Raw genomic sequence first — 19,393 nt, 5'->3', positions numbered from 1 at the left:
CAGGGTGGGCCTATGCAGACGACCTTCGTACTCGTGCACAGCCCTTCCGTCGGGCCCTCGACCTGGGCTCCCGTGGCCGAGTCGCTGGAACGCCGCGGACACGCGGCCGTGGTGCCCGACCTGACCGGCGTGGCGACGGGTGACGCGCCGTACTGGCCGCGGGTGGTCGAGGCGGTGCGCGCGGTCACGCCTGACACGCCCGTCGTGCTGGCCGCGCACAGCAACGCCGGGTTCTTCCTGCCGCTGATCAAGGAGGGGCTGGGCGAGCGGGTGGTGGCCTGCGTCTTCGCCGACGCGCACATCCCGCCGCGCGAAGGGCTGATCAAGGTCGCGGAGGAAAGCTTCCTGCCGTTCCTGCACGACCTGGCCGGGCCCGACGGCGTGCTGCCGCGCTGGACCGACTGGTGGGACGAGGAGGACGTGGTGGCCATGCTGCCCGACCCCGCCGTGCGCGTCAGGGTGGCGGCGGAGCAGCCGCGGCTGCCGCTCGGCTACTACACCCAGCCCATCCCCGTGCCCGCCGGGTGGGACGAGGTCAGGTGCTCGTGCCTGTGGTTCGGCCCGCCGTACGAGAAGGTCGCCGAGGAGGCGGGGCGGCGGGGCTGGCCCGTGGTCCGCGTGCCCGGCCGGCACCTGCACCAGCTCGTCGACCCCGAGGGCGTCACGGACGCGCTGCTCAAGCTCTCGCGCAAGTCGTGAATTCTTCACTGTCGCCCCGCGACTCCCCTGGAAACACTCGTACGCATGACAGCGATCGAAGTGACCGGGCTCAGGAAGAGCCACCAGGGGTTCGAGGCGGTGAAGGGCATCTCGTTCGAGGTGGCGCAGGGCCAGATCTTCGCGCTCCTCGGCAGGAACGGCGCGGGCAAGACCAGCACGATCGAGGTGCTGGCGGGCTTCCAGCGGGCCGACGGCGGGAGCGTGCGCGTGCTCGGCCTCGACCCGTACGCCGACCGCGCGGCCGTCAGGCAGCGCACCGGGATCATGCTGCAGGAGGCCGGGTTCTTCCCTGACCTGACGGTCGCCCAGACCGTCGACACCTGGCGCGACTTCACCGCCGCGCCCCGCCCCCGCGACGAGGCGCTGGAGCTGGCCGGGCTGGCGGACAGGCGGGGCACCAAGGTACGCCAGCTGTCCGGCGGCGAGAAGCGCCGGCTCGACCTGGCCCTGGCCCTGCTGGGCCGCCCCGACGTGCTGTTCCTCGACGAGCCGACCACCGGCATGGACCCCGAGGCCCGCAGGAACACCTGGACCGTCGTCCGCGACCTGGCCAGGCAGGGCACCACGATCCTGCTGACCACGCACTACCTGGAGGAGGCGCAGCGCCTGGCCACGGCCATGGCCATCCTGGACGCCGGCGAGATCGTCGCGTCCGGCGACATGGCCGAGACCCTGGCCGCCCGGTCGGGGCGGGTGGCGTTCCGGCTGCCCGCGCACGTGGACCCGGCCGAGCTGCCGCTGCCGGTCACCGTGGAGGGCGAGACGGCCGTCTGCCGCGCCGACGACCCCGACCTGGCCGCGCAGACGCTGCTGACCTGGGCGGCCGGGCACGGCGTGCGCCTGTCGGGCCTGGAGGTCCGCGCCGCCACCCTCGAAGACCTCTTCCTGGAGAGCGCCCGATGAGCCTGACAGCCACCCTCGAAGACCTCTTCCCCGAGGACGCCCGATGAGCCTGACCGCCACCTACCGCCTGGGCACGCGCCTGTTCTGGCGGGACAAGAGCATGCTGTTCGGCTCCGTGCTGACCCCGGTCGGGCTGGCCGTGGGGATGCCGCTGCTCATGAAGAACGTGCTGAACCCCTCGGCCGCCACCGCGATCTTCCAGAGCACGATCTCCGTGCTGCTGGCGATCACCGCGTTCATGAACGTGGCCGTCGCCCTGGCCACCCGCCGCGACCAGCTCGTACTCAAGCGCCTGCGGGCGAGCCGGCTGACGGACGGGCAGATCCTGCTCGGCCAGATCGCCAGCACGGCCACGCAGACCGTGGCCATGATCGCGCTGAGCACGGTGGCCGTGCGGGTCGTGGCCGGCGTGCCGTTCCCGGACGACCCGCTGGGGTTCGCGGCGATCACGGTGGCGGGGTCGGCGGTGCTGTCGCTGCTCGGCGCCGCGTACACGGCCGCCATCCCGCGCGCGGAGCTGGCCGCCGCGTTCACCATGCCCGTCTTCCTGGTGTCGGGGGTCTCCGCGGGCGCGATGGGCCCGATCCCGCTGCCCTCGTGGCTGCGGCCGGCCCTGGACCTGCTGCCCACCAGCGCCGTCGTGAACGCCGTCAAGACCGGCGACCTGGCCGTGCCCGCCCTGGTCCTGGCCGCCTGGACGGTCGTCGGGCTCGTCGCGCTCCGGCTGTGGTTCCGCTGGGAACCGCGCCGCTCATAGAGATAATCGTTCCCTGTGGTCTCCTCCTCGGCCAGGCGGCTCGCGACCGGCCTCATCACCGCCGTATCGGCCGCCTACTCGCTGCTCGCCCTCACCTACTTCCTGTACGGCCCCGGCTACGGCGCCACGGCCGCGGTCGCCACGCTCGCCGTGATCTCCACGCACTACCTGAACATGCGGGCCGGGCTGCGCGGCGAGCGCCCGCCCGCCTACCCGCTCACGATGGTGCTGCAGGCGTTCGTCACGTACCTGCCCGACCTGCTGCCCGGCGGCATGTCGGGGGTGACGGCGCCGATGCTGGCCGGGACGCTGCTGGTGTTCCTGCCGCTGCGCTGGGGCGGCGCGCTGGTGGGGCTGATGATGCTGTACGAGGGCACCGTGCTGTGGTGGGTCGGGGTCCCGACCATCGTCACCCTCTTCTACGTGACCACCGTGCCGGCGACGGGCGCCATGACCTACGCGCTGGTGCGGTTCACGCGCATGGCGGCCGACCTGGAGGAGGCCAGGGCCGAGCTGGCGGACGCGGCCGTGCTCAGGGAGCGCCTGCGCATCTCCCGCGACCTGCACGACGGCCTCGGGCGCAGCCTGACCGCGATCGCGCTCAAGGGCGACCTGGCCTCCCGGCTCATGGAGCGCGACCCGGCCGCCGCCCGGACGGAGGTGGGCGAGCTGGTGCAGGTGGCCAGGGAGGCGGCCCAGGACGTACGCCACGTCGCCAGGGGGTACCGGGCCCTGTCGCTGGCCGACGAGGTGAACCGGGCGGTGGCGCTGCTGGAGTCGTCAGGGGTCGGCGTGCAGGCGCACCTGGCGGACGTGACGCTGCCGGGCCGTTCGGAGGAGGCGCTGGCGTGGGCCGTGCGCGAGGCCGTCACCAACGTCCTGCGCCACAGCCGCGCCACGACCTGCACGATCACCACCTCGGTGAACGGCGGCGTCCTCCGGCTGGAGGTCGCCAACGACGGCGTCCTCACCGAGCCCGGCCCCGGCGGAGGGGGTCTCACGGGGCTGGCGGAACGCGCGGCCCAGGCGGGCGGCTCGTGCACCGCGGCCCGGACCGGCGCCGGCGGCTTCCTCCTGGCGATGGAGGTCGCGGCGTGAGGCGGGACGGCCAGGCGAGACGGGATGGCTCGGGCGCGGAGGTCGGAGGTCGCGGCGTGATCAAGGTGCTGCTGGCCGAGGACATGCACATGATCCGCGCCGCGCTCACCGCCCTCCTCCGCCTGGAGCGGGACATCGAGGTGGTCGCGGAGGTGACCCGGGGCGACGAGATCGTGCCCGAGGCCCTGCGGGTGCGGCCCGACGTCGCGGTCGTGGACATCGACCTGCCGGTGGTGGACGGCATCACCGCCGCCGCCACGCTGCTGGAGCGCCTCCCGACGTGCCGGGTCCTGGTGCTCACGGCCATGGGGCAGCCGGGCCACGTACGCCGGGCCCTGGCCGTGGGCATCGAGGCGTTCCTGGTCAAGGACGCCCCGGGCGACCGGCTGGCGGAGGCGATCAGGCGCACCGCCGCCGGGCTGCGCGTGCTGGACGCCGAGCTGGTGTCCTCGGCCATGCAGTACGGCGAGAGCCCGCTGACGCCGCGCGAGTCCACCGTGCTCAGGGAGGCCGCCAGGGGCGCCTCGGCCGAGGAGATCGCCTCCCGCCTCCACCTCTCCCCCGGCACCGTGCGCAACTACCTCACGGGGGCGATCACGAAGACGGGAGCCCGCAACAAGATCGACGCCATCCGCATCGCCGAGGACGCGGGCTGGCTGTGACGCGCCCGTCCCGCCGACCGGGGCTGAGGTCCCTTCGCGGAGCGCACCGGCACGGTCAGATGTCGGTGATGCGCAGCCCGGCGTGGGCCTTGTAGCGGCGGTTCACGGAGATGATGTTGGCGGTGAGCGCCTCGATCTGGTGGGAGTTGCGCAGCCGCCCCCCGTACACGCCGCGCACCCCCGGGATGACCTCGGCCAGCGCCTGCACCGTGTCGGTGGCCTCGCGGTCGTCGCCGAGCACCAGCACGTCGAGGTCCACCTTCTCCACGGCCGGGTCCATCAGCAGGACCGCCGACACGTGGTGGAAGGCCGCCACCACCCGGCTCTCGGTCAGCACCGCCGCCGCCTGCTGCGCCGCGCTGCCCTCCTCCACCGGCAGCGCGTAGGCGCCCTGCTTGTCGAACCCGAGCGGGTTCACGCAGTCGACGACGATCTTCCCGGCCAGCTCGGCCCGCAGGGACTCCAGCAGCGACTTGTGCCCCTCGTACGGCACCGCCACGATCACGATGTCGGCCTCGGCGGCGACCGCGGCGTTCGCGCCCCCGCTCGCGCCCGCCCCGATGTCACCGGCCGCGTCCTGGGCGCGCTGCTCGCTGCGCGAGCCGATCAGCACCCGGTGCCCCGCCAGCGCGAACCGCCGCGCCAGCCCTTTCCCCTGGTCACCGGTGCCGCCGAGGATGCCGATGGAAAGCCCGCTCACATCTGTCATAAGCCCGATCATGCCAGCTCGGCCGCCAGGTGCTCGCCACGGGGTGGGCCGGGCCCGGTCGTGCGGGCCCGGCCGGCGTACGAGCTAGCAGTTGCCGATCGCGGGCAGCCCGAGGATCCGCAGGGCCAGCCACTCGATGGCCAGCGGACCTCCTTCGACGGCCCCCGTGACGTGGTCCGGCGCGGGCAGCGCGGTCCACCGGACGTTCACCCCGGCCCGGCAGTATTCGGACCGCAGCGTCGAGCCCACGGACAGCGGGATGATCTGGTCGCCCCGCGCGTGGTAGAGGAACATCGGCACCCGCGGAGCCGTGGCGCCCAGGCGGTTCTCGCCGAGCCGGGCCAGCCACTTCGGCTGGTTGAGCAGGTCGATCGGGCTCAGGTCGGAGAAGCTCAGCCCGGCCAGCTTGCCGAGGTCGCCCACGCAGTCGTCGGCGGCGTCGGTGAGCAGGGCGCGACCGCGGTCGTTGAGGTCCGCCTGAAGGTTCAGCTCGGGGTAGGCCGCGTCCAGCCCGACCCCGGCCGCCGCCGCCAGCCCGAAGTCGGACCCGCCGTCCAGGTGGTCGGCGACCGCGTGCAGGTCGGCGGGCACGCCTCCGGCCGCGACGCCCTTCAGCCGCAGCTCGGGCGCGTACGAGGGCTGCAGCTGCGCCGCCCACCCGGCCGACGCCCCGCCCTGGGAGTAGCCCATGACGGCGACGGGCGCCCGGCTGGACAGCCCGGCCCCGGACACGCGGGTGGCCGCCCTGATCGAGTCGAGCACGGCGTGCCCCTGCGAGATCCCGGCCATGTACGTGTGCGGCCCGGGCGTGCCGAGCCCCTCGTAGTCCGTGATGGCCACCGCGTACCCCTTGAGCAGGAACAGGCTCACCAGCGCGAGCTCCGCCTCCCGGCCCTGGCTCATGCTGAGCGAGGGGGCGCACTGGTCGCCGAGCCCATGGGTGCCGACGGCGTACCCGACGATGGGGCGCGCGCCGAGCGGGTAGCCGCTCTTGGGCACGAGCAGCGTCCCCGACACGGTGTTGAGCGAGCCGGTGGCGGACGTGGAGTTGTAGAGCAGGTGCCAGGCGTTGACCGGAACCTCCAGGAGCTTGCCCGGCAGGAGGTAGACGGTGGTGGGCTGGGCGGAGACCACGTCTCCCGGCGCCGCCGCGCGGGCCGGGGTCGAGATGAGGGACATGATCAATAACAGGACCATGGACATGCTGACGCGGACACGTAAGGACATGTACCGCCCCTCTCCGTGAGGACCACATACTTGGGACGGCGGCGCCGCGAGCCGATCGTTACCCGGGAGTAACCTCCTGTCAAGGCCCGAAATGACGGGGAAACGCCCCACGTGTCAACACATCACTCCCGAATCAGCCACCCCGCGGGTGCGGCGTCAGGCACCATGGGGGCATGGACTCAGGATCGGTGGCCCTGCTGCGTGAGCTCCTGGCCGAGACCGGCTGGCTCGAACGCGCCCGCGAGCTGGGCGTCGCCCTGCGGGCCACCCGCTCGCCCGGCGGCCTGCTGCTGGTGGGCACCCCCGACGACGAGCCCTGGCACCTGACCGCGCACCTCGCCGACGAGGCCAGGTTCTCCGGGCTGGCGCAGCTCACGCCCACGCTGGTGCGCTGGGCGCCGCCCGCCGACGCGCCCGCGCACCTGCGCGTGGGCATCGAGCGCCTGGAGCGCGCGGCCCGGGGCGAGACGCTGTTCGTGCTGGCCGAGCGGGAGGCTCCGGTGCCGCTGCTCGAACGCGTGGACGACGCCCGGCGCACGGGCGCGACCATCCTGGCCATCGAGGGCGGCGACCGGGAGCTGGCCGGGCTGGCGCACGACCGGATCGAGGTGCCGCGGGACGGGCTGGTGACCTTCGACGGGGCGCAGCACCTGGTGAGCGCGGCGGCCGGGGAGCCCGAGCGCCGCGCCGGCCTGCGCGAGCGCCTGGCCCGCCTGCTGGAGAAGGTCAGCGGCCCCCAACTGACCGACTAGCCCCGCCTGCCGGCCGGCCCAGGCTGGGGACGCCCCGGCTCGGCGGCGCCGGCGGCACTGTGCAGGCGTCCGCTCAGGGACGTCTCCAGCGCCGCCGTGGCCTCCTCGATCGCGCCGATCACCACGGCCTGCACGGGGTCGGGCTCCCCCGACCGGGTACGGCTCACCCGCGTGACCGCGTCCAGCCGGCGCGCGCCCACGTCACGCACCTCGCTCACCCGCACCTCGCCCTCCGGCACGTCCAGCAGGGCCAGCGCGGGCACGATCGCCACCCCGTGCCCGGCCGCCACCAGCGACAGCGTGGGCCCGAACTCGGTGATGACGTGCACCTTGCGCGGCTCGTACCCGTGCAGTCCCGCCAGCCGCTCCAGCGCCTGCCCGCACGCCTGGTTCGGCTCGCTGGCCACCCAGGGCAGCCTCAGCAGCTCGGCGACCGACCCCGGGTCCGGCTGGTCGGGCGGCAGCACGATGCGGTATTCGTCCACGTACAGCAGCCGCGCGCTCAGCGACGGCTGCGACAGCCCGGGCAGGCTCATGTCCTGCTCGGTGATGAGCACGTCCACCGCCCCCATCCGCAGCTCCTGCAGCGCGGGCTGGCCGTAGATCTCGTGGAGGACCGGGGTGATCCTGGGATGGCGGGCGGCCAGGTCGCGCATGGCGGGCACCAGCATGTGCGTGATGACCGTGGGGAAGGCGGCGATGCGCACCGGCCCGGCCAGCCGCTCGGTGAACCGGGTGAGCTCGCGCCTGGCCTCCAGCAGCTCCTCCTCCACCCGCTCGGCGTAGCCGGCGAGCACGCGCCCGGCCGGGGTGAGGGAGACGCTGCGCTGGGAGCGGTCGATGAGAGCCAGCCCCACCTCGCGTTCGAGCTGGGCGAGCTGCTGGGAGACGGCCGAGGGGGTCAGATAGAGCGCTTCGGCGGCCCGCATGACGCCGCCGCGGCGGGCGACCTCGTGCAGGATGCGCAACCGCCGTGGATCGATGTCCATGCAGGTCAGCTTACGCGCACCTTTAGCAGTCTTTATTTGCGCTTTACGACCATCGCTCCGGACAATGACGCCCATGGACCTCCTCTTCGCCGTCGTCGGCTGGATCGGCGCGGTGCTGCTGCTGGCCGGGTACGTCCTGGTCACGCAATCCCGGCTGCCGGGCGACGGCGCGGCGTACCAGCTCATGAACCTTCTCGGCTCGCTCGGGCTCATGGCCAGCAGCGCCTACAGCGCCGCCTGGCCGTCGGCCGGCCTCAACCTGATCTGGGCCGGCATCGGCGTCCTCGCCCTGATCAAGCTCGCACGGGTAGGAGCGTCCACATGATCGTCGAACTCAGCCACCACATCGTCGACGGAATGGTCACGTATCCCGGCATCCCCGGCCCGAAGCTGGGGGTGCACCTGAGCCGGGAGGACTCGCGCGAGGTCTACGCGCCGGGCACGGAGTTCCACATCGCCACGATCACGCTCGCCGCCAACACCGGCACCTACCTCGACACCCCGTACCACCGCTATCCCGACGGGCCCGACCTGTCACAGGTGCCGGTGAGCAAGCTGGCCGACCTGCCCGGCCTCGTGGTGCGGGCCGGCGCGGGCCGCGAGGTGGTGATCGACGAGGACCTGGACGTACGGGGACGGGCCGTGCTGATCCACACCGGCTGGGACCGCCACTTCGGCACCGACGCCTACCTGCACGGCCACCCCTACCTCGCGCCCAAGTCGGCGCAATGGCTGGCCGAGCAGGGGGCGGCGCTGGTGGGCATCGACTCGCTCAACATCGACGACACCCCGCCGCGGGGCGAGCGCCCCGCCCACACGATCCTGCTGAAGGCGGGCATCCCGCTGGCGGAGCACCTGACGGGACTGGCGGCGCTGCCCCCGGACAACTTCCGCTTCCACGCCGCGCCCCCGATGGTCGCGGGCATGGGGACCTTCCCGGTCAGGGCGTACGCGGTCGTGCCCTAGTCGTCGTCATTCTCGGCCTCGTCCCAGGCTTTGTTGCGGTCGGCGGCGCGCTGCAGCGCCCCGGCCGCCTCCTGCTCGGAGGTGTAGGGACCCATCCGGTCCTTGTTGGGGCAGCCCTGGTCGGGCTCGACCCGCATGTGCTTGAGACAGAACCACCACTGGCCTTCGCTCACGGGGTCAATTCTGCCCCGTAGACTCATGTTTCATGACGACACTGCTCCAGCCCGGCCGAGTTTCGCCCATGCGAAAGGTCCCCGCCCACATCGAGCGGCCGGAGTACGTCGGCAAGAAGCGCCCCAAGACCGGCGAGTCCGACGTGAAGAGCCCCGAGATCATCGAGCGCATGCGGGTGGCCGGCCGGATCGCCGCCCAGGCGCTCGACGAGGTGGCCAAGCACATCCGGCCCGGTGTGACGACCGACGAGCTCGACCGGGTCGGCCACGAGTTCCTCATCGACCACGGCGCCTACCCGAGCACGCTCGGCTACAAGGGCTACCCCAAGTCGCTGTGCACGTCGATCAACGAGGTCATCTGCCACGGCATCCCCGACGACACCGTGCTCCAGGACGGCGACATCGTCAACGTCGACATCACCGCCTACATCGGCGGGGTCCACGGCGACACCGACGCCACCTACCTGGTGGGCGAGGTCGACGAGGAGTCGCGGCTGCTGGTGGAGCGCACGCGCGAGGCCATGATGCGCGCCATCAGGGCGGTCGCGCCGGGGCGGCAGCTCAACGTGGTGGGCCGGGTCATCGAGGCGTACGCCAAGCGCTTCGGCTACGGCGTCGTCCGCGACTTCACCGGCCACGGGATCGGCACGACCTTCCACTCCGGGCTCATGGTGCCCCACTACGACGACCCGTCGCTGCGGGTGGAGCTGGTGCCGGGGATGACGTTCACGATCGAGCCCATGCTGACGCTGGGCACCATCGAGTACGACATCTGGCCGGACAAGTGGACGGCCGTGACCAAGGACCGCAAGCGCACGGCCCAGTTCGAGCACACGATCGTGGTCACCGAGACGGGCAGCGAGATCCTCACCCTCTCGTGACCCGCGTCAGCCGCGTCTGGGCACCACTCCGGTCACGGTCGTGCCCTCGCCGAGCACGCTGTTGACCGACAGGCTCCCGCCGAGCTCCGCGAACGCGGCCCGCATCCTGGCGATCCCGCTCCCCGCCCCCGGGGTGTGGAAGCCCTGGCCGTTGTCGCTGACCGTCATGCGCAGCCCGCTCTTGGAGACCGTCACGGCGATGGACACGGTCCGGGCCCGGCTGTGCCGCTCGACGTTGGCCAGGGCCTCGTCGATCGCGGCCATGACGGCACTCGAGACCCGCGAGGACACGTCGGTGGCCGGCAGGGCCCAGGTCTCGACGGCGATCCCCGTGCGCTCGGACCATTCGGCCAGACAGCTCTCAAGAGCCTCGGCCAGGCTCTGCCCCCCGCGCATCCGTGTCTCTTCTGACAATGGTTCTCGCCTTCCTGGGCACACCGGGCTTACGCCGGTCCCCACTCCGGCGCCCTCACCTGGCGGTGCGCGTCCCCCCTCAAGGCCTGCGCACGCTGGTCATGGGGTTATGCCCGTCTCCCCTGGGAGACAGGCTACCTGGCGGTACAGAGACTTGTAGTGGGAAGATAGAAGGCCATGGCCGAACGGCTACTCGCCGGAAACCTGTCACTCACCTTTGTCGGCGCGGTTGAGACGGGCGAGGTAGTCGTTGTAGGAGTCGAGTTCGGAGTCGCCCGAGCCGCCTGAGCGATCGGCCTTGCGGTCGGTGCGCCGCGCCTGCCGCTCGTCGTCCTGATACCACTGGATGGCGATGGCCAGCAGCACGATGAGCGTCGGGATCTCGCCGAAGCCCCAGGCGATGGCCCCGCCGTCCTGCTGCGTCTGCAGCAGCGTGGCGCCCCAGGTGCGGCCCAGCTGCTCGTACCAGCCGGAGGCGATCACCGTGCCCGTCATCATCAACGCCACCCCGAAGAACGCGTGGAACGGCATGGTGACGAAGAGCATGAGCAGCCGCCCGACGTACGGGAGCCGGTTGGGCGCGGGATCGACCCCGACGATCACCCAGAAGAACAGGCACCCGCTGAGCAGGAAGTGGAGGGTCATCCAGATGTGCCCGAGGTGCTCCTCCATGGCCGACTCGAAGAGCGGCGTGAAGTAGAGCGCGTACGTCGAGGCGATGAAGATGGCCGTGGCGACGACGGGATGCGTGACGACCTTGGTGAACCGGCTGTGCAGGATCGTCGTGATCCACTCCCGCGGCCCCCGGTCGCCGCGCCGGGTGGCGGGCTTGAGCGCGCGCAGGGCCAGCGTGACGGGGCCGCCCATGACGAGGAAGATCGGCACGACCATGGAGAGCGTCATGTGCTCGATCATGTGGATGTCGAACATGACCTTGGCGTAGCGGGCCAGCCCGCTCTGCGTGGCGAACACCAGCAGCGCGATGCCGACGTACCAGGAGGCCGTGCGCGCCCACGGCCACTTGTCGCCGCGCTTGCGCAGCCGCCGCACGCCGAACCCGTAGAGCCCGGCCAGCACGGCGGCGACCGTGGCGAAGAACAGGTCGAACCACCACATGGTGAACACGTTGCCGAGCGTGATCTCGGCGGGGAGGGGGAAGCCGAGCAGCTCGAAGGCCCGGTCGGCGGGGACGCTGAACTCGGGCGGCGGCGTGCGCGACAGCGCCACGGCCACCCCGACGGTGGCCAGCATGAGCACCATCTCGCCGCCGGCCAGCCGGGTGAACGCGCGCGGCCTGCCCTTGCCGAGGTCGGCCAGCGTGCGCTGGCGGTGCCAGTAGCCGACGTAGCCGAGCAGCACGAACGCCACGATCTTGACCACGGCGAGCAGGCCGTACTGGGTGGTCCACAGGTCGGACACCGCGCCCAGCCGCGCGATCAGGCTGAACACGCCGGACAGCCCCACCCCGGCGTAGCACCACACGGCCATGTCGGAGAACCGGCGCGCGGCCACGTCGAGCTGCGGCTGCTTGCGGACCGCGTGAACGGCCAGCACGGCGAGCCCACCCACCCACAGGGCCAGGGCGAGCAGGTGGAGGGAGACCGCCGACGTGGCGAGGTCGTGGTTGGGCGAGGAGGAGGTGTGGCCGGTGAGCGGCGCGGGCAGCAGCGTCACCAGCGCGAAGACCAGCAGGCCGGCCGCGGCCCCCGCGGTGATGGCGCCGCGGGAGAACAGCGCGATCGCCACCCCGAACAGCACCACGAGCGTGAGCGCCACCCCCTGCGTGGTCTGGGTGGCGTAGCTGGTGAGGAAGGTGCGGTCGAGGATCTGGGGAACGGTCCTGCCGATGGACTCGGCGGTGCTGAACACGATGGCGACGAAGGCCGAGCCGGCCCAGGCCAGGGACGCCCACGAGCCGGCCTTGACGTATTGGGTGGCGGTCCTGCCGAGCACGCCCTTGTCGTTGGGCAGCAGCGCGGCGGCCATGAGCAGCAGGCCCACGGTGGCCACGCCCGCCATGTCCATGAGCAGCTTGGACAGCGGCAGCCCCCACCGGACGACCGCGCCGGAGTCGGGCAGGCCGGGGATGATCCTGGGGAACGCCCTGCCGCCGGCGATCATGCCGATGACCAGGGCGACGACCGCGGCGGCCGCCCCCGCGAGCGTGAGCCGCGCCGCCTTGCTCATGGCTTCTTCTTCCGCGCGCTGAGCAGGAAACCGATGCCGATGCCGACGAGCGCCCCGATCACGATGATCAGCCAGACGGGGAAGCTCACCGGCTGGGTGGCCGAGGCCTGATCGGTGGCGGGCGAGGTCTGGGCGGGCTGGGGCGCGGCCTGCGTGGCCGGTGCCGAAGCAGCCGGTGCCGCGCTCTCGGAGGCGCTGAAGGTCAGGCCGGGGGACGGTGTCTCCGCCCCCTTCACCTTGAACGGGATCTCGCCCTCGATCGGGTGCCCGTCGGACGACACGACCCGGTAGGCGATCGTGTATTTCCCGTCGGGCACCGGCTCCTTGACCGCCTGGGTCACCACCTTGCCGTCGGCCTCGGGCTTGCCGCTCTGCAGCTCGGCGCCGCCGGGGCCGCGTACGATGACGAACGGCAGGCGCACGCCCGCGGTGAACTCCAGCCGCACCTCGTCGAGGCTCTTGACCTCGGCGTCCTTGGCCGGGGAGCTGCTCTTGAGCGCGTCGTGCGCCAGCGCGGGAGCCGCCGTGCCGAACACGAGCAGGAGCAGGGCGGCGGCGGTCGCGGCGAGTGCCGCAAGCGGGGATCTCTTCATGGCACCCCCAAGGCTACCGACGCCACCGCCCGGTCCGGACCTCGCTACAGCCCCGCGCAGGCCAGCGCCCGATGGTAGGCCTCGACGGCCCCGTCCGCGTCGCCCAGCATCTCCATCGTCTCGGCGGCGGCGTACCAGGTGCTGGCCACCTTCCGCGAGTCGGGCAGCGGCGTGAGCCGGTCGCGTACGGCATGCGCGTGGGCCTCGGCCTCCGCGAAGTTCCCCAGGGCCCCGTGGGCCCGGCTGAGAAGCAGATCGGCCTCCGCGCCGAGGGCGCGGGCGTTGCCTGGCAGCACGGCCTGCCCGGCCTGGATGTGACCGAGGGCATCGGCGGCCGAGCCGAGGACGATGTCGGCCCGGGCCAGCTCGGTCTTGGTTCGGCCCAGGTCGACGGCGCTCGCCGAGGTCTGCGTCAGCTCCCCCGTGGCCCGTTCCAAGATGTCACGGGCGGTCTTCGCCTGATCGGGACGTATCCTCATCAGCTGCGAGCCGAAGAAGGATCGCACGCGAGCGAGATTGCGCGGGTGGCCGTTCTCCGACTGCACCGCCAGTGCGCGCTCGGCGAAACCGAGCGCCTCCTCACCGTGCCCGGTGCTCTGCGCCACCAGCGAGGCGTTCCAGCAGGCGGCGACGATCGATCGGGGCGTACCCAGCAGGTCGGCGGCGTTGAGCAGCTCGGCGGCGAACTGGGTGGCGCGGAGCAGGTCGCCGCGGTAGAGGTAGGCCGACAGGAGCGTGGAGCCCAGCTCGACGAGGACATCCGTCCAGACCGGACGGGTGTGCGCCCCCAGGACCTGCTCTCCGACCTCGACCGCCTCGGTGAGCCTGTCGCGGTCGCGATAGACCCGGCAGAGGGCGATGGCGAGCTCGATCGCCCGGTCCGCCGTGGTCTCCTCGCTCCGTAGCCGGGTGAGGATGGAGATCGCCTCGTCGAGGTCGCCGGCCGCCTCCGTGGCCAGTGCCAGCCCGAATTCCGTATCTTGACGAAGCTTGGTGAGACCTGTCAGGTTGTTGTCCGTCAGTAGCTCAGCGAAGCGGGTCCGAGCCTCGGAGACTTCACCGTTCTCCAGGGCGAGCCGCGCGTAGCCCAGCGCCAGCTCGATGTCCTCCATCTGCTCGGCCGTGACACCGTTGACCAGATAGGAGAGGGAACAGTCGAGCTTCTGAGCCAGCAGCTCGAGCACCGCCGGAGTCGGGGTGCGCTTGCCGCTCTCGATCAGAGAGACGTAGCTGTCCGACAGCTCCGGGTGTGCGAGCTGCGCCTGAGATAGGCCTCGTTGACGCCTGACCGTCTTAATACGGAGTCCGACCATGTCAGATGTGGTCACCGCTGCCGCTCCCTGAGATTATTACGTCCGAGCACCACACATAGGCTAGGGAGAGAGAGACCCCATGCGCATCCGTGCCGCCCTGTCCGTACTTGTTGCCGTGATTGCGGCCGTTGTGGCCGTTGGAGGTAATGCTACGACCGTGAGTGCCGAATCGTCTCTAGCGATTCAGGCCGATGGCGTCCCCTGTTGCTGACCTGTTGCCGAGCGGCAGCCGACGACCTCGCGATCCGGAGCCTACCTGGGCGCCCCCGTATCCCTGAGCCTGAGGAAAAGGCCGACCCGGTCCGCCGTGCTTGACAGGCTCCTCCCCACGAGCTCTTCCACTCGCCGGACCTGGTAGCCAACCGTTTTCACGTGCACGTGGCGCCGGTTCGGGGCAGGCGTGCCACGAACCGGCGCAGTCGAGGAAGACGCCGAGCGCGCGCACCAGCTCTGGCTGGTGCCTGCGCTCCCAGCCGGGCAGCGGCGACGGCAGCCGGGCCGCGAACGAGCGGCGCACGCCGCCTGACGGGGTGACCAATATTCGCACAATTCGTCGAACTCGACTGTAGCGCCACCGTCTACATTTCACCTCTCTTCACGCCACAACGATCTTTACTATGCTGCCTTCTCCGCGGAAATCCGGGGCGATCGGGGAGGCGGCATGAGCGAAGGAATCTTCATCCGCCTTCTCGGCGAGGTGACCGCCGAGTTCCGCGGCGCCGAAGAACCCATCGACCTCGGACCGGCCAGGCAGCGGACCGCCCTGTCGATCCTGGCCGCGGTGGCCCCTCGCCCCGTCCCCATGGATCGGCTGGTCGCCGGCGTCTGGGGGGAGAACGCCCCGCGCAATGCCGAGCAGAGCGTCTACACCTATGTCGCCGGCCTGCGCCGTGCCTTCGAACCCGATCGCGGGCGGCGCGAGCCGTCGCGCGTGCTGGCGGGAACGCCGGCCGGCTATGTCTTACAGGTGGAGCCCGTTCAGGTGGACGCGCTGCTGTTCGCCGAGTGGGTCGAGGAGGCCAGGCGGGTCCAGCGCGCGGGAGACGACCCGCAGGCCGTGCGCCGCCTCGACGAGGCCCTGGCCCTGTGGCGCGGCACCGCGCTGAGCGGGCTGCCCGGCCCGTTCGCGGAGGCGGAACGCGATCGCCTGGAGCAGCTCCGGCTCGCCGCGCTGGAGCTGCGCGCGGAGAGCCTGCTGCGCCTGGGCCGCCACCGGGACATCGTCGAAGAACTGAGGGACCTCACCCGCCGCAACCCGCTGCGAGAGCGGGTCCGCGAGCTGCTCATGACCGCACTGTTCCAATCGGGCAACCCGGCCGAGGCTCTGCAGGTCTATGAGGAAGGCAGGATCCTGCTCGCCGAGAAACTCGGCGTGTCACCTGGCGAAGGCTTGCGCCGATGCCACGAGATGGTGCTGCGAACCGACGCGGCATCCGCCACGAGCACGCCGGCGCCTCACGAGACACCACACCAGTTGCCCCGCCCGCTGGCGGAGTTCGTGGGCAGGTCCACCGAGATCGCGCGCCTGAAGGAACGGCTCACGCCACGGGGCCAGACATCGCCGAGCCCGTTGGTGATCATCACCGGGCCGCCCGGCGTGGGTAAGTCGGCGCTCGCTGCCTACGTCGCCCACCTGGCCATGGACCGCTTCCCCGATGGGCAGCTCTATGTCAACTGCCGGGGCACCACGCCCAAGCTGCGCGCGCTCACTCCGCTCGACGTGCTCGGGCGGTTCCTGCGCGCGCTCGGCGTGCCACCCAGCGCCGTGCCTGCCGACCTGGACGAGGCGGCGGCCGCGTGGCGCAGCCGCCTGCACGGCCGGCGGGTGCTGGTCGTGCTGGACGACGCCGCCGACCTCGCGCAGATCCGGCCGCTGCTGTCGGCCTCGCTCGGCAACACGCTGCTCGTGACCAGCCGGGAGACCATGAGCTGGGGCGAGGACGCCGTCCAGCTGGAGCTCGCCAGGATGTCGCCGGCGGAGTCGGCCACGATGCTGGCCGACCTGGCCGGCGCGAGCCGGATCTCGGCCGACGCGGGCGAGACGGCCAGGCTGGTCCGCCTGTGTGACGGTCTCCCGCTGGCCCTGCGCATCGCCGGGGCGCGCCTGGCCGGTCGCCCTGACTGGAGCGTTTCCGCGCTGGCGTCCCGGCTGAGCGACGAGCGGACCCGGCTGCACGAGCTCGCGGCCGGCGACCTGGCGGTCCGCTCCAGCCTGGCCGGCAGCCACACCGCGCTCGAACGCGGCTCGCGCCCCGTGGACCGGCTGGCCGCGCGCATGCTGTCGCTGCTGGGGCTCCTGCACGTGCCCGAGATGACCGCGGAGGTGGCGGCGGCGCTGGCCGGCGTCACCTCCGGTGAGGCGGAAGCGGCCCTGGAGCGGCTGGTGGACGCCCACCTGCTCGAGCGCGCCGCCCCCGACCGCTACCAGCTGCACGACCTCGTCCGTCTTTTCGCCGGAGAGCTGCGTCCCGCCGACTGGCGCGGGCCGCTGATCCGCGCGCTGTCGTACTTCGCCGCCTCCACGCGGCTGGCCAGCCACGTCAGCGACCCTCATCGCATGCAACCGGCGGCCCCGGTCGACGCGATCCCGCATTCGGTCGGCAGCCCGGATGAGGCGATGGCGTGGCTGCACGAGGAGGAGGCCGTGCTCGCCGCCGCGGCAGTCCAGGCGCTCAACTCCCCCGACGACACGATCGCCCAGCTCGGCGTCAACCTCACGTTCGGCCTCCTCTGGCACCAGGTGCGAGGCAATCGCATCGTGGAGATGAACGAGCTGAACACACTGGCGCTGCAAGTGAGCGAGCGCCTCGGCGACGAGGCGAGCGCCCTGATCGCGCACGGCCACATCGCCAATGCCCTACGCATCACGGGACGCACGGACGCTGCCGTCGTCCACCAGCTGTCCGCGCTGGAGCTCGCCCGGCGGATCGGCGACGCCTTCAGCGAGATGCGCGCGCTGGGCAACCTCGCCAACACCTACAACACGGGAGAGCGCCATGAGGAGGCGTTGCCCTGGGCGGAGCGCCAGCTCGCGCTGGCCAGGCGCATCGGCGCGCGCGTGGGCGAGCGCTTCGCGCTGATGTCCATGGGGAACGCCCACGTGGGCGCAGGACGTCCGGAAAAGGCGCTCAAGCCGCTGCACGAGGGCCTTGCCGACGCCGAGGAGGCGGAAGACGGGATGCAGGAGGGACAGTTCCGTTTCATACTCGGCGAGGTCTACCTCGACCTGAACGATCCGCGGAAGGCTCTGGAACACTTCCACAAGGCCGTGGAACTGCTCACGGCGCATGGTTACCGAGTCGGGGTTCTACGCGGCCTGATCGGGTTGTCACGCGCACACCGGATGCTGGGGGATCTCGACCTGGCACTTTCCTGCATCACCGAGGCGGCCGCGTCCGGCGGAGCATTCGGGCACGTCATCTGGGAGCGGCGGCTGAGGGAGGAGCGGGCGGCCGTGGACGAGGCGCGGGGCGTCATCCAGGCGGGCCCGTGTCCCTGAGCGCCAGGAAGAAGTCGACCCGGTCGGCCATCGTCGACAGGTTCCTCCCGGTCAGCTCCTCGATCCTGCGGATCCGGTAACGGACCGTGTTCACGTGCACGTGGAGCCGCTCCGCGCAGGCGTTCCACGAGCCGGCGCAGTCGAGGAAGATCCCGAGCGTGCGCACCAGCTCGGACTGGTGCCGCCGGTCGTAGTCGAGCAGCGGCGACAGCAGCCGGGCCGTGAACGAGCGGCGCACGTCTCCCGGCACCGTGGCCAGCAGCAGCGCGTGCGTGTAGATCTCGTCGCTGGTGACGACGCCCCCGGAGCGGGCCTCGGCCAGGCGCCTGGCGTGCCCGGCCTCCTCCACGCCGCCCTTGACGGCGCCGGCGCCGGTCAGCGCGCCGCTCACGCCGACGCACACGCGGGTGCCGGGCAGGGCTGCCAGCACCTGCGCCCCGGCGCGCAGCCGGTCGGCCAGCTCGGCCGTGGTGCGCTCGCGCAGCGGCACCACGGCGATCGCGCCGTCCGCGCCCGCCGCCGCCACGACCTCGCGGCCCAGCAGCTCCTCCACGATCTGCCCGCCGAGCGTGGCGGGGTCGGGCCCGCGGGTGGCGCCCTGCCTCGGTGCGGTGGCGTTGACGACGGCGTACGGCTCCGCCGCGTCGATCCCGCAGGTCCGCAGCCTGGCGTTGAGCTCGGCCGCGTCGGACTCGGCCAGCGCGGCCCCGACGAGCTGCTCGGTCAGGCGGCGCTCGACCCGGCGGCCCTCCTCCATGCGGTTGCGTTCGAGGCCGACGCAGGACGCCAGCTCGTGGCCCAGGTCGGCGCGGCCCATCAGGTCGCCGTCGCAGGCCAGCGCCCAGCCCGCGGCCCGGTGGCCGCGCCCGACCGCGAAGATCGTGTGGTCGCCGACGCGGGCGGGCAGCCGCGGCGCCGTCAGGTACGCCCTGGCCAGCCGTACGGGATCCCCGGCCGCGCCCACGATCACCTCGCCCGACGCGGACAGCACGGCGCCGGTGACGCCCAGCTCGGCTGCGGTCAGCGCGAACAGCTCGCGCAGGTCGGCGCCCTCGGCGATGGCCGCGACCAGCCTGCGGTGGCGGCCGAGCGCGTCGCGCACGTCGCCGGCCAGCCGCGGCACGACCAGCTCCGCCAGCGTCCGGAACGACACCTCCGTCGGCACCTCGACCAGCGGCAGCCCGGCGGCCTCGCACGCGGCGACCAGGTCGTCCGGGACGTGGTCCAGCCACGCCTGCCCGGCGCCCAGCGCGGCGACCCCCGCCTCCACCAGCGCCGCCACGAACCTGGCCGAGTCTCCCGGCTCGTGCCACCACATCAGCCCCGACAGCACCAGCTCGCCGCCGCTCAGGTAGCGCCCCGGCTCGGGCAGGTCGGTGATGTGCACGGTGCCGAACTCGCGCGAGGGGTCGCCGGCGAGCAGGGTCAGGCGCAGTTCGTCGATGGCCAGCAGGTCAGAGATGCGCACTTGGAGGAATATACAAGGCGCCGAGGTCAACCGCTGACCGGGATTTCACGCGACGCGCATAGGATCCGGCGCGGCGGCGGGG

Annotated in this window: 20 protein-coding genes; 10 read left to right on the top strand and 10 right to left on the bottom strand. The window is 72.2% G+C overall.

Translation table 11 applies throughout. The features are described 5' to 3' along the window. Positions 1–12 precede the first annotated feature (12 nt). Genes H4W80_RS53080 through H4W80_RS53060 form a run of 5 tightly spaced genes read left to right on the top strand, consistent with a single transcriptional unit; the run spans position 13 to position 4,140 of the window. On the top strand, positions 13–699 hold the full coding sequence (locus H4W80_RS53080; protein ID WP_192792013.1) for an alpha/beta hydrolase: 687 nt from the start codon (positions 13–15) through the stop codon (positions 697–699). A gap of 45 nt (positions 700–744) precedes the next feature. Further along, positions 745–1,623 carry an ABC transporter ATP-binding protein gene (locus H4W80_RS53075; protein ID WP_192792012.1) on the top strand — a complete coding sequence of 293 codons (879 nt, stop codon included), beginning with the start codon at positions 745–747 and terminating at the stop codon, positions 1,621–1,623. A 43-nt stretch (positions 1,624–1,666) separates the two neighbouring features. Next, positions 1,667–2,380 (top strand): ABC transporter permease, encoded by a 714-nt coding sequence (locus tag H4W80_RS53070; protein ID WP_192792011.1) that lies wholly within the window; start codon positions 1,667–1,669, stop codon positions 2,378–2,380. 15 nt (positions 2,381–2,395) lie between these two features. Beyond that, positions 2,396–3,478 carry a histidine kinase gene (locus H4W80_RS64155; protein ID WP_192792010.1) on the top strand — a complete coding sequence of 361 codons (1,083 nt, stop codon included), beginning with the start codon at positions 2,396–2,398 and terminating at the stop codon, positions 3,476–3,478. 56 nt (positions 3,479–3,534) lie between these two features. Next, positions 3,535–4,140, top strand: a complete 606-nt coding sequence (locus H4W80_RS53060) for a response regulator transcription factor (RefSeq protein ID WP_192792009.1) — start codon at positions 3,535–3,537, stop codon at positions 4,138–4,140. Between the two features lie 55 nt (positions 4,141–4,195). Here the strand turns inward: H4W80_RS53060 and npdG are convergent, their stop codons facing one another. Then, complete coding sequence (gene npdG / locus H4W80_RS53055) at positions 4,196–4,849, bottom strand: NADPH-dependent F420 reductase (RefSeq protein WP_192792008.1); 654 nt, start codon at positions 4,847–4,849, stop codon at positions 4,196–4,198. Between the two features lie 84 nt (positions 4,850–4,933). Further along, positions 4,934–6,076, bottom strand: coding sequence for a lipase family protein (locus H4W80_RS53050; RefSeq protein ID WP_225964165.1), 1,143 nt, complete (start codon positions 6,074–6,076; stop codon positions 4,934–4,936). A 173-nt stretch (positions 6,077–6,249) separates the two neighbouring features. Here H4W80_RS53050 and H4W80_RS53045 point away from each other — a divergent pair, with 173 nt between their 5' ends. Next, on the top strand, positions 6,250–6,828 hold the full coding sequence (locus H4W80_RS53045; RefSeq protein ID WP_192792007.1) for a hypothetical protein: 579 nt from the start codon (positions 6,250–6,252) through the stop codon (positions 6,826–6,828). On the opposite strand, the gene H4W80_RS53040 is transcribed toward H4W80_RS53045, so the two are convergent. Next, positions 6,825–7,817, bottom strand: coding sequence for a LysR family transcriptional regulator (locus H4W80_RS53040; protein WP_192792006.1), 993 nt, complete (start codon positions 7,815–7,817; stop codon positions 6,825–6,827). The genes H4W80_RS53045 and H4W80_RS53040 overlap by 4 nt on opposite strands. Positions 7,818–7,890: 73 nt before the next feature. Here H4W80_RS53040 and H4W80_RS53035 point away from each other — a divergent pair, with 73 nt between their 5' ends. Both H4W80_RS53035 and H4W80_RS53030 read left to right on the top strand, forming a co-directional pair. After that, positions 7,891–8,142 carry a CBU_0592 family membrane protein gene (locus H4W80_RS53035; RefSeq protein ID WP_192792005.1) on the top strand — a complete coding sequence of 84 codons (252 nt, stop codon included), beginning with the start codon at positions 7,891–7,893 and terminating at the stop codon, positions 8,140–8,142. Then, positions 8,139–8,783, top strand: a complete 645-nt coding sequence (locus H4W80_RS53030) for a cyclase family protein (RefSeq protein ID WP_192792004.1) — start codon at positions 8,139–8,141, stop codon at positions 8,781–8,783. Before H4W80_RS53035 ends, H4W80_RS53030 begins: the two co-directional genes overlap by 4 nt. Here the strand turns inward: H4W80_RS53030 and H4W80_RS53025 are convergent. Further along, complete coding sequence (locus tag H4W80_RS53025; protein WP_185072755.1) at positions 8,780–8,983, bottom strand: hypothetical protein; 204 nt, start codon at positions 8,981–8,983, stop codon at positions 8,780–8,782. The two genes, H4W80_RS53030 and H4W80_RS53025, sit on opposite strands and share 4 nt — an antisense overlap. A gap of 5 nt (positions 8,984–8,988) precedes the next feature. Between H4W80_RS53025 and map the strand changes: the two genes are divergently transcribed. Continuing rightward, positions 8,989–9,837 (top strand): type I methionyl aminopeptidase, encoded by an 849-nt coding sequence (gene map / locus H4W80_RS53020; RefSeq protein WP_192792003.1) that lies wholly within the window; start codon positions 8,989–8,991, stop codon positions 9,835–9,837. Positions 9,838–9,843: 6 nt separating this feature from the next. On the opposite strand, the gene H4W80_RS53015 is transcribed toward map, so the two are convergent. From H4W80_RS53015 to H4W80_RS64150, 5 genes are all read right to left on the bottom strand, one after another. Further along, the gene (locus H4W80_RS53015) at positions 9,844–10,233 is read right to left on the bottom strand and encodes a sensor histidine kinase (protein WP_192792002.1); all 390 of its coding nucleotides are present in this window, start codon (positions 10,231–10,233) and stop codon (positions 9,844–9,846) included. Between the two features lie 225 nt (positions 10,234–10,458). After that, positions 10,459–12,438, bottom strand: a complete 1,980-nt coding sequence (locus H4W80_RS53010) for a bifunctional copper resistance protein CopD/cytochrome c oxidase assembly protein (RefSeq protein ID WP_192792001.1) — start codon at positions 12,436–12,438, stop codon at positions 10,459–10,461. Further along, positions 12,435–13,031, bottom strand: coding sequence for a copper resistance CopC family protein (locus tag H4W80_RS53005; RefSeq protein WP_192792000.1), 597 nt, complete (start codon positions 13,029–13,031; stop codon positions 12,435–12,437). Before H4W80_RS53005 ends, H4W80_RS53010 begins: the two co-directional genes overlap by 4 nt. A 44-nt stretch (positions 13,032–13,075) precedes the next feature. Further along, positions 13,076–14,359: a helix-turn-helix transcriptional regulator gene (locus H4W80_RS53000; RefSeq protein ID WP_318787491.1), complete on the bottom strand. Its 1,284-nt coding sequence runs from the start codon at positions 14,357–14,359 to the stop codon at positions 13,076–13,078. Positions 14,360–14,596: 237 nt separating this feature from the next. After that, entirely contained in the window at positions 14,597–14,686 is a 90-nt protein-coding gene (locus H4W80_RS64150; RefSeq protein WP_318787490.1) for a hypothetical protein, read from the bottom strand. Between the two features lie 319 nt (positions 14,687–15,005). On the opposite strand from H4W80_RS64150, the gene H4W80_RS52990 reads away from it, so the two are divergent. Continuing rightward, positions 15,006–17,843 (top strand): AfsR/SARP family transcriptional regulator, encoded by a 2,838-nt coding sequence (locus H4W80_RS52990; protein ID WP_192791999.1) that lies wholly within the window; start codon positions 15,006–15,008, stop codon positions 17,841–17,843. On the opposite strand, the gene H4W80_RS52985 is transcribed toward H4W80_RS52990, so the two are convergent. Next, positions 17,818–19,311, bottom strand: a complete 1,494-nt coding sequence (locus H4W80_RS52985) for a PucR family transcriptional regulator (protein WP_192791998.1) — start codon at positions 19,309–19,311, stop codon at positions 17,818–17,820. The two genes, H4W80_RS52990 and H4W80_RS52985, sit on opposite strands and share 26 nt — an antisense overlap. Positions 19,312–19,393: the final 82 nt, after the last annotated feature.

Origin of the sequence: Nonomuraea angiospora, assembly GCF_014873145.1 — a bacterium.
Lineage (GTDB): Bacteria > Actinomycetota > Actinomycetes > Streptosporangiales > Streptosporangiaceae > Nonomuraea > Nonomuraea angiospora.
Note: the sequence above shows the minus strand (reverse complement) of the source record. Positions and strands in the feature narration are given on the sequence as shown.